Annotated in this window: 8 protein-coding genes and 1 other annotated feature; of the genes, 5 read left to right on the forward strand and 3 right to left on the reverse strand. The window is 30.6% G+C overall.

The features are described from left to right. Positions 1–126 precede the first annotated feature (126 nt). The 5 genes from I4U58_RS10830 (at position 127) to I4U58_RS14275 (ending at position 4,820) form a co-directional block, all read left to right on the forward strand. Positions 127–1,584, forward strand: coding sequence for an NAD(P)/FAD-dependent oxidoreductase (locus tag I4U58_RS10830; RefSeq protein ID WP_207743871.1), 1,458 nt, complete (start codon positions 127–129; stop codon positions 1,582–1,584). Next, positions 1,584–2,825 (forward strand): FAD-dependent oxidoreductase, encoded by a 1,242-nt coding sequence (locus I4U58_RS10835; protein WP_195931362.1) that lies wholly within the window; start codon positions 1,584–1,586, stop codon positions 2,823–2,825. The genes I4U58_RS10830 and I4U58_RS10835 overlap by 1 nt, the downstream gene beginning before the upstream one ends. Then, positions 2,818–3,180: a DUF1667 domain-containing protein gene (locus I4U58_RS10840; RefSeq protein ID WP_195931363.1), complete on the forward strand. Its 363-nt coding sequence runs from the start codon at positions 2,818–2,820 to the stop codon at positions 3,178–3,180. Before I4U58_RS10835 ends, I4U58_RS10840 begins: the two co-directional genes overlap by 8 nt. Before the next feature lies 1 nt (position 3,181). Continuing rightward, positions 3,182–4,459 (forward strand): lactate racemase domain-containing protein, encoded by a 1,278-nt coding sequence (locus tag I4U58_RS10845; protein WP_195931364.1) that lies wholly within the window; start codon positions 3,182–3,184, stop codon positions 4,457–4,459. A gap of 226 nt (positions 4,460–4,685) precedes the next feature. Next, the gene (locus I4U58_RS14275) at positions 4,686–4,820 is read left to right on the forward strand and encodes a hypothetical protein (RefSeq protein ID WP_279325561.1); all 135 of its coding nucleotides are present in this window, start codon (positions 4,686–4,688) and stop codon (positions 4,818–4,820) included. Positions 4,821–5,470: 650 nt separating this feature from the next. Here the strand turns inward: I4U58_RS14275 and I4U58_RS10850 are convergent. The 3 genes from I4U58_RS10850 to I4U58_RS10860 all read right to left on the reverse strand — a co-directional run bounded on the left by I4U58_RS10850 (position 5,471) and on the right by I4U58_RS10860 (position 8,817). Beyond that, the gene (locus I4U58_RS10850; RefSeq protein WP_195931365.1) at positions 5,471–6,157 is read right to left on the reverse strand and encodes a hypothetical protein; all 687 of its coding nucleotides are present in this window, start codon (positions 6,155–6,157) and stop codon (positions 5,471–5,473) included. 179 nt (positions 6,158–6,336) lie between these two features. Beyond that, on the reverse strand, positions 6,337–7,482 hold the full coding sequence (locus I4U58_RS10855; protein ID WP_243269614.1) for a homoserine dehydrogenase: 1,146 nt from the start codon (positions 7,480–7,482) through the stop codon (positions 6,337–6,339). Positions 7,483–7,655: 173 nt separating this feature from the next. Continuing rightward, positions 7,656–7,881 (reverse strand) — a binding site (T-box leader). A 45-nt stretch (positions 7,882–7,926) separates the two neighbouring features. Further along, entirely contained in the window at positions 7,927–8,817 is an 891-nt protein-coding gene (locus I4U58_RS10860) for a YihY/virulence factor BrkB family protein (RefSeq protein WP_195931366.1), read from the reverse strand. Positions 8,818–8,931 lie beyond the last annotated feature (114 nt).

An 8,931-nucleotide genomic window follows, 5' to 3' on the forward strand; every position in this document is an offset into this window, starting at 1 on the left:
AAAAATATAAATTCTCATATAAATAAAAAAATATGCTAAAATTGATGAAAAATTGGAAAAATAAGTATAAAATAAAAAATAAAATAAAGGTTGCGAATATCTTTTCGCACAAAGGGGGACATTGAGTTGGACAAATTATATGATGTGATAATAATCGGATCTGGCGTTGTGGGAAATGCTATTGCCAGGGAAATGTCTAGATATAATTTAAAAATAGGAGTATTAGAAAAAGAATTAGATGTATGTAATGAGACGAGTGCGAGAAACTCAGGGGTACTGCATGCAGGGTTTAATAACAAGCCAGGTACACTTATGGCTAAGTTTTGTGTTGAAGGAAATCAAGGTTTTGACCAAGTTGCAGATGAGCTTGGAGTACCGTTTAAAAGATGTGGGAAACTAGTTGTAGGATTTAATGAAGAAGATAAGCAAAAACTTATAGCTATGAAAGAGCAAGGCGAAAAAAACGGTGTTAAGGGTCTTGAGATAATAGGCAAGGACAAAATAAAAGAAATTGAGCCAAATATCGACGGTGAATTTGCAATGTGGTCTAAAACTACAGGTATTTTAAATCCATTTTTACTTACAATAGCTCTTGCTGAAAATGCAGCAGAAAATGGGGTAGAGTATTATTTTGCAAATGAAGTAATAGATATAAATAGGATAGATGAAATTTACAATATAAAAACAGTAAAAGATACATATAAAGCTAGATGGGTTGTAAATGCAGCAGGACTTTACAGCGATAAAATCTCAAAAATGATTGGAATAGACGATTATACAATCCACCCATGCAGGGGAGAGTATTTTATATTAGATGAAAAAGTAGGCTCAAAATTGAGCCTTCCAGCATATCCAGTTCCAAATCCAAAAGAAGGTGGGCTTGGAATCCACTTAACTCCTACAATAGACGGTAATGTATTTATCGGACCAAGTAGTGAATATATAGAAGAAAGAGACAATTATTCTGCTACTCAAAAGATAATGGACTTACTAATTAAAGACGGGGCAAGAATATTCCCACATATAAAAAGAGAGGATTTCATAAGAAATTTTGCGGGAATTAGACCAAAACTCGCCTCAAAAGAAGAAGGTGGATACCACGATTTTGTAATAGAAATGAGAGATGAAGTTCCAAACACTATAAATTTAGTCGGTATAGAATCACCAGGGCTTACAAGCTCAACTCCAATTGCAAAATACGTAGTATCTTTATTGAAACAAAAAGAAAAACTTACAGAAAACGAAAACTTCAATCCAATTAGAAAGCCTATAGTCACATTTGTAGACAAATCAATTGAAGAAAAAGAAGCATTAATCAAAGAAAATCCAGATTATGGCGAAGTTATTTGCAGATGCCAAACTATAACAAAAGCAGAAATTATTGAAGCTATAAATAATCCACTAGGAGTTGAAACTTTAACAGGAATAAAATACAGATGCAGAGCTATGATGGGAAGATGTCAAGGTGGATATTGTGAAACGAGAATAGCAGGTCTATTAGAAGAAGTTAAACATAAAAATAGAGAAGATGTGATTTATTCAAGAGAAGGTTCTAATATGTTTGTTGGGAAGGTGAGAGAGTAATGGTTGAAAATAAAGACGTTGTAATAGTTGGGGGCGGCCCTGCAGGCCTTGCAGCAGCTCTAGAGCTAAAACACAAGGGAATAGAAGATATACTTATTGTCGAGAGAGAAGATAAACTAGGCGGTATATTAAAACAATGTATTCACGATGGTTTTGGTCTTACTCGATTTAAAGAAACATTAAGCGGTCCAGAATACGCCTATAGATTTATAAAAGAAGTTGAAAAAGAGAAAATAGATTACATTACAGATGCCACAGTTATAGATATAAATAGAGATAAAGTTGTCACTGCTGCTACAAGACAAGGCTTAAAACAATACAGAGCTAAAGCTGTTATTTTGACTATGGGATGTAGAGAGAGAACAAGGGGAGCAATTTCAACTCCAGGAACGAGACCTGCAGGAATATACAACGCCGGAGTTGCCCAAAGATATATAAACTTGACTAATACTATGGTTGGAAAAAACGTAGTAATTTTGGGCTCAGGTGATATAGGTCTTATTATGGCGAGAAGACTCACACTAGAAGGAGCAAATGTTAAGGCAGTTGTTGAGCTTTCACCATATGCAAATGGACTTCCAAGAAATATTGAGCAGTGCTTAAACGACTACAACATACCTCTATATTTAAGCCACACTATAACTAACATAGAAGGAAAAAGCAGACTTGAGGCCGTTGTAGTAAGTGAAGTAGACGAAAAAACTAGAAAAATAATTCCACAAACAGAAAAAAGATACGAATGTGATACTTTGATACTTTCAATAGGGCTTATTCCAGAAAATGAATTATCACTAAAAGCAGGTGTAGTATTAGACAAAAGAACAAAAGGTGCAGTAGTAGATGAAAACTACCAAACTTCAGTAGAAGGTATTTTCGCAGCGGGAAACGTACTTCAAGTACACGACTTAGTCGACTTTGTATCGTTAGAAGCTGAAAGACTAGCAGATCACGTTTGTGAATATATAAATGACGGCAAATTAAAACAGTGTGATATAAATATAGAGTCTGGCGAAAATATAAACCACACAATTCCACAAAAGATAAGTGGAACTAAGGATTTTATACTTTCATTTAGAGTTAGAAAGCCTTTTAAAGAATGTAGGGTCGATATAATTCAAGATGATGAAGTTATAAAAACTAAAAAATACAAAAAGGCGATACCAGCTGAGATGATTCAAATAAAAATTTCAAAAGATGAAATAAAAGAAAATGGGGATTTGAAGGTGATTATAAGTGAATAGAAAATTTACATGTATAGTTTGTCCAAATGGATGTGAAATAGAAGTTGAGTATGAAGGAAAAGATGTAAAAAATATTGAAGGAGAGGGATGTAGAAAGGGAAGAGAATACGTAGTTCAAGAACTAACTGACCCAAGACGTAATATAGCCTCTTCTGTGATTTTATTAAATGGAGAACTCCCACTTGTAAGTGTAAGGCTTACTAACCCTATCCCAAAAGATAAGATATTTGACGTTATGGATATAATCAAAAATATAAAACTAAAAGCTCCAGTAGAAGTAGGAGATATAGTTGTGAAAAATATAATGGGTTATGACAGCGACCTTATAGTTACAAAGCAAGTAGGTGTAAAATAATATGTCTCAAATAAACGAAATACTAGATAATATAAATCTTCCTCAAATTATGAAAGTAAGCCAGACATTTGACAATACTAAGCTAGATGATGTTGAGGGTGATTTAAATCAAAAGCTAATTTATAAAAATATTAAAGACAAGATAAAACCGGGGATGAAGATTGCGATAACTGGGGGAAGTAGGGGTATAAGTTCTTATAAAGAGCTTATGAAGACTATAGTGAGCTTTGTAAAAAAATGTGGTGCAACTCCGTTTATAGTGCCATCTATGGGGAGTCATGGAGGAGGAACATCAGAGGGACAAGAAAATATGCTCAAAAAACTAGGCATAACAAAGAAATCTGTAGGATGCGAGATAATTTCTTCTATGGATGTTGTAGAAGTAGGAAGGACATCTAAAGATTTGTCCGTCTATATCGATAAAAACGCGGCAAATGCAGATGGAATTATCTTATTAAATCGAGTTAAACTCCACACCTCATTTAGAGGTAAATACGAAAGCGGATTGATTAAGATGATGGCGATCGGCCTTGCAAAGAGAAAAGGAGCCGATATGACACATTTTCTTAGATATGAAAATATGGCAGAAAATCTAGTTGAAGTAGGAAAAATAGCAATAAATAACTTAAATATAATATGTGGAGTTGCTAGTATAGAAAATGGATACAATGAAGTAGCAGATGTATTTGTACTGAATAAAGATGAAATACTGCAAGAAGAGCCAAAGATACTAGAAAAATCAAAACGCCTTATGCCTAGGATTTATTTAGATGATATAGATGTACTTATTGTAAACGAAATAGGAAAAAACATAAGCGGCACAGGAGTCGACACAAATATAGTGGGCAGATTTCACACAAATGCCGCCAGTGGTGGGCCAAATACAGTAAAACTCGGTTTTTTAGATATAAGTGAAAAATCAGGCGGAAATGGAAATGGCATGGGACTTGCAGATTTTGTATCTAAAAAGTTTTTTAGAAAGATAGATTTTGAATCTACTTATATAAACGCCATTACATCCACAGAACCAAATAGTGTAAAACTTCCACTCGTATTAGACAACGATAAATACGTATTTCAAGGTTGTGTAAAACTATGTGGAGTTAAAAACATACAAGATATAAAATTAGTTATAATAAACAACACAAAGGAATTAGACGAAATTTATATGAGTAAATCTGCATTTGAAAACGCAGTAGATAAATCAAAAGTAAAAAAAGAATCTGAATTATTTGATATACCTTTTGACGAAGAAGGCAATTTAGATCTATATCGCTAGGTATTGTTATATAAACTACAAACTCAAAGTGAAAATAATTATAAAATATAACAAAAAACAGTAAAAAATTATTTTATTTTATTGAATTGTGTTAATATTGTGATATTTTAAGTTAATATATCGATAGAAATTAGATTTATAAAAACTTATAATTTATCTTAAGAAATATGAAATCAAACTTAAATTTACAAAAAGTTAAATGTAAGAAATAAAGGGGGTAATTAATATGACAAGTATGGCTTGGGGCTTTATGTTAACAGTATGGGCTACTATATTTATAACAGAAGGAATAGCAATGAGAAGAATATTAAAAGGATACGATGAAAAACATAAATCAAGAAGTGGTCAAAAAATAAGCTAAAATTTTAATTTTTATTTAATGACATTTGCAATTATAATAAATAAATAAAACTAATTTATATCAAAATATTAAATCACAAGAAAAGACTTATTGTATTGGGGATATGCAATAAGTCTTTTTTATTCTAAAAAGACAAGGAGCCGATTACTATGACGAAGGGGATACTAAGCAACGGACGAAGCCGCCCGCGCCTGAGCGTAGCGAATTTAGTTATAATTTAAAATTTAGTCTGTTAAAAAAGGGTTAAGAAGAGTATCAATTAATGTTAAAAAACCGTAAAAACATCATACATTATGTTAATGAAGGGTAAAATATGCGTATAAACACACAATTTTCAGAAAATTTCTAATATAATAGAAGTAAGTAAGAAAGGAGTGGATACTATGACAGGTATAGCTTGGGTTTTTATGTTAGTAGCGTGGACAATAATTATAGTTGCTGCAGTTTGGGCAATGAAGGAGATTCTAAAAAATAGTTAACTTATGACTTAAAATGACTAGTAGGAGAAAATAGACCGTGAAAATTTACAAAACATACTTAAATTATTTAAAAATTATTGATATATACAATATCGATATTAAGAGTTTAAAACATAAAAAAGCTTTTTAAAGAATTAATAGATTTTCTTTAAAAAGCTTTTTTTAGTTTCTTTAAAAAGCTTGAATATCCTTTTTAATAGTATTATCTAAATCTTTCTCGAAAGACTTTTCTTTTAATTGCTTGTTTAAATCTCTTATCTCATCATTTGAAATAAAAGATCCTTTTATAGTTGGGTCTATAATTTCTACTACTGTTTTTGCATCAAAATCAACATAGTCTACTACATCTTCTATATTTTCTATTAAAAATTCTAAGTTTTCTTGTGTAGAAATTTCGTAAGTTTTCCCATGCTTAATTAAATACTCTGATATTTGATAATCTTCATTCAATACTTTAAAAACTTCCCCAGATGGATCTAATACATCTTTGTATAAAGTTGCATATTCTATAAGTTGAATTTGTTTTATTAAGTTTTCTTTTTCTGTTAATTCACCGTAATTATTGTTCAGAAATCCTACTAGACCAAAATCCCAGTTTGGGTCTAATATACCTTCTTTGCGGTAACTCATATCATATGAGGACATACTTAAATTTTCATCTAAAGCCTTGTCTCTAAGTTTTGTTAATTCTTTAATGCTTAAATCTTCCAATTCTATAATTGTGCTTTTTTTTTGCTTCATCATATTTTCATATAATGTATCTTCCTTTATATCTTTATTATCTGCAAAACTAAAAGCTGCATCTGAACATAAAGATAATGACAAGGATAAAATTAATGCAGTTATCTTTTTTATCACAAAGATATTCACCCTTTTATCTTTTAATTATTAATAGTGTAATGCTTATGGGAATTATTGTCAATTATGTAAATTTAAGATTAAAATTTAATTTTAACTAATTATGTATATGATAGAAACTATTTCAATATAATAACGTCATTATCTTGTAAGATATCTTTCACGAATTTAATCCTATTTTAAAAATAAATTATAGCACATTCAGAAGGTGCATTTACAACAACCGCTAATTCATCATCTTGAGCTATTATTTTAGAACTTATTAATTTATCTTTTAATACAGATATTATCTTGTCTTGTTGTGGATTTTTAAATCTAAGTAAAGCTTGACATTCATGTGATACAACTTTGTCTACATCTACTTTTTCTTTAATAAATGCATCTACATTATTTAGACGATGATCATATATATCGAGTACATCAGCATAAACTGCACTTCCTGTAGCATCTTTTCCAGCGCCTTTACCAACAAATGATACCTCTCCTAAGAAATCACCATTTACTACAATTATGTTAAACTCATTGTCTATTTTAGATATTATATCGTCATTTCCAACTAAAACTGGTCTAACATATCCATTTACCTTGCCATCGTGTATTTTGCTACGTCCAACTAATTTTATTTTGCATCCAAGTTGTTTCGCATATTCTATATCCTTTGGCTCTATATTGTTTATTCCTTCAAGATAGAAATCTTTCCAGTATATTCTCTTTTTAAATGATAAAGTAGATAAGATTGATAACTTTCTACCTGCATCATATCCCATTACATCAGACTCCGGATTAGCCTCAGCAAATCCAAGCTCTTGAGCTTGTTTTAAAGCCTCATCATAAGATAAATTTTCATCATACATTTTTGATAAAATGAAGTTAGTAGTTCCATTTAATATTGCAGATATAGAGTCAATCTCATTTCCTTCTAGTGATTCTATCAATGGTTTTAAAACTGGAATACCACCACCGACAGATGCTTCAAATTTTATACAAACTCCATTTTCCTTAGCAATACTTACTAATTCTCCGCCAAACTCTGCCAACATATCTTTATTTGCAGTTACTACATTAATTTTATTTTCTAACGCTCTTTTTAAATATTCATAAGATGGATGTAAGCCCCCTAGTAATTCTACTATTACATCTACATCTTTATTAAATATATCTTCTATATCCGATGTTAAAACATCAGAATGTTTTCTGTGGGCATGCTTGCTTACATCCCTGACAAGTATTCCTTCTATACTTATATCCCTCTTATCCTTGTTGTTATCTATGATATCAACTAAGCCACTTGCTACTGTTCCATATCCTAATATCCCTAGTTTCATTTTTTTACCTCCTACTAGTAATTTCTTTATATTATTTATTGATTTTGTGTATTAAAAAAGAGGCTTACCCTCGAACTAATTTTCTTAGAATAAAAATTCACTCTGCTCATATCGCCAACGACTTCGTACGTTTCTTAAGATAATAAGTTGAAATAAAAAAACTCGTCCTTGTAAAAAAGGACGAGATGTATTCCCGCGGTTCCACCTAATTTGATAAAAATCCACTCAAAATCTTAACGCGATTAACGGTAAGTCTTACTAAAATAAGAAAAATCTTAAAACTTCAGACCACAGCTCCTAGGTAGTTTTCAATCCCTCTAATTTAGAAAATCTCACAGCTCATAAATTTTCCTCTCTGGAAACCGAATTAGATTTACTCTTCCTATTCATTGCCTTTTTTAATTAAATTAGTTAATAATATAATATGATATAATCAGAAAATTGTCAACATTCTTTTGTATTATTTTTCCTTTTTATTCCAGTCCTATTTCGCTTTTTATATAAAAGCCTTGCATTGACCTCAGACCCAGATAAAATCGTCCAACTACTCAAATACAGCCATGTTATAAGCACGATTACACCACCTAAACTGCCGTAAATTACATCGTAGTTTGAAAAGTTGTTAACATAAAACGAATAACCATAAGTCACTGCAATCCATAAAAACGTAGAAAGCACAGCACCAGGGATGGAATCTGCAATTCTCATTTTTGTATTTGGCATAGCAGTATAAAGTATCACCAATATAATTATAACGAATAATATCCCCACACTATATCTCAGGATATTCCATATATAGATAAAATACTTGTCAAGCCCTATTAAATCAAACGCAAAAGTACCTATCTTTTCTCCACCTATAAGTAAAATCATTGATATTAAAATAAGTAATAATAACATAATTGAAAAAATCATTGAAATAAATAATACCTTAAAAAACGACCTATTTTCATTAACTCCATAAGATCTATTAATCCCTCTTATCAATGATTTTACCGCCTTTGACATAGACCATATAGCTAAGAAGAAACTGCTTATTAAAAGTTTAAAACTTCTATTTCCTATAACTGATCTAATTAAACTGTTGATTACTACAAATGCACTCGAAGGTATCAAGCTCTCTATTATATTTATATATCTATTTAAATATATAATCGGTATAAAAACTACTGCACTTATCGTAAATAATAAAAACGGGAATAAGCTAAGCAGTAAATAAAATGCTACCTCTGCTGCCCTTGAACTTATATTGCCAACTTCTATTGTTCCATATGTTCTCTCAAAGCGATATTTCATATGCAGTATTTTTTTTACTATTTTCTTTATTGTTTTCAACTCCTTTCAAAATTTTGTTTGATATTGAATTTTTTACAAAATTGCTTTATATACATTATAATAAATTATTTGGATTTTTCATTAACTAAATATTATTTTTTGCTTTGTATTAAA

The sequence above is a fragment of the Clostridium sp. 1001270J_160509_D11 genome (assembly GCF_015667935.1).
Taxonomy (GTDB): domain Bacteria; phylum Bacillota; class Clostridia; order Peptostreptococcales; family Peptostreptococcaceae; genus Intestinibacter.